Annotated in this window: 2 protein-coding genes; both read left to right on the top strand. The window is 48.6% G+C overall.

All coding sequences use genetic code 11. The features are described 5' to 3' along the window. Nucleotides 1-282, top strand: a 282-nt coding sequence (locus tag PLA23_RS13470) for a hypothetical protein (RefSeq protein ID WP_324475548.1), incomplete at its 5' end; no start/stop codon positions are given. Nucleotides 283-371: 89 nt separating this feature from the next. Then, nucleotides 372-1,106 (top strand): helix-turn-helix domain-containing protein, encoded by a 735-nt coding sequence (locus PLA23_RS13465; RefSeq protein ID WP_324330349.1) that lies wholly within the window; start codon nt 372-374, stop codon nt 1,104-1,106. The last annotated feature ends 245 nt before the right edge of the window (nt 1,107-1,351 follow it).

Below are 1,351 nucleotides of genomic sequence, written 5' to 3'. Positions count from 1 at the left end.
ATTCTCCCCCTGTACTGCATCATCATCCCAGTACAGAATAAAGCAGTTCGGGTGTTTCTTCTCCTCTGTTCAACGGCCATCCTCCTCTTGTATATGACCGGGCCGGTTCTGGCAGAATTTCGTCTCTCTGACATCCAGAGTCTGTCTGAAGTGACCAGTATCTTCCCATTTATAGCCGTAGGCCAGATTATTTTTATCATAGCACTGGTTATGGCAGGCTTTATGGCGATCTCATCGGTTCGGTCTTCACGGTTTTTGGCTGCAAGAAAGAATCGGGGTTGAACTTTTTCCCTGAAAACCCGGGACATATCCCTTTTTTTCAGGTATGAGATCACTTTTTTCAGTTCAGAGAATAATTAAACAGGGAGAATATGTCTCATCTGACGCAGACAATTACCCTCTCACTCTCACCGGATATCATAAACAGGCTCAATCATTTCGCATCAGAGCAGCATATACCTGTAGAGGATGTGGCACGAGACCTGCTTACTCAGGCCCTCCATATAAAAAGGCATGAGAGTACCCGGATAGTATCCCCAGATCGGAAAGGGCACTTCTCCTCGTCAGACCATGATGTGCTGCGTGAGATCATACAACGACAGGATGAGGAGATTTCCTGGCTTCGGGACCAGATCACCCGACTTATCACCCAGTCTCCAACACCCCTCTTGATCAGATCTGACTACCCTCCTCTCACAAAGGATCAGGATATCCACGGCATAAACCAGGGTATGAGCGGGCCGGCACGACAGGAACAACCATCCATAATAAGAGAGAAGGAGCCGGAAGAAAGCCCGGTCTTTTCTCCTCACGTCTCTGTGGAAGATGTCCAGTATTCCCTCTCCGAAACCGGAATTGACTCTGAAGATCTCATCTCACCGGTTATTTCAGGACAGGAACGAGGGGGAGACCGGACCCTTCGTGATTCCATAGGAGGCGTCAGGGAAGAGATGATGTATACCATCGCTGAAGCTGCGGCCATTGCAGGTGAGAGTGAGTCGGTTCTTTTGGAATACATCACCGACGGGTTTTTGCCGGCAGTCCGTGACGGACCGGATTACCGGATACGAGGCGTCGATCTCCGCCGGTATATGATGAGCAGATAACCCAAAAATCCCTCTTAATCAGTTTATCGGTAATTTTTTATCCTTTGCGGAAAAATTACAGCTATGTTCATTCCTGTTCGGTACCTCATGCTCTTGTGTTTGATGTGTTGTGGCGTGCTGGTAATCGCCAGTTCCGGAACTGATACGACACCGCCGGCTCCGGATGTTATTCTCAAGCCATCATGTTCCCCGTTCATGGTTGATGATCCTGAGTTTGATTTTGAGCTAAAACGGACCCTCTCCAG

The organism is Methanospirillum sp., assembly GCF_035406105.1.
Taxonomy (GTDB): Archaea; Halobacteriota; Methanomicrobia; order Methanomicrobiales; family Methanospirillaceae; genus Methanospirillum.
This window is presented reverse-complemented; position numbering and strand designations above follow the sequence as displayed.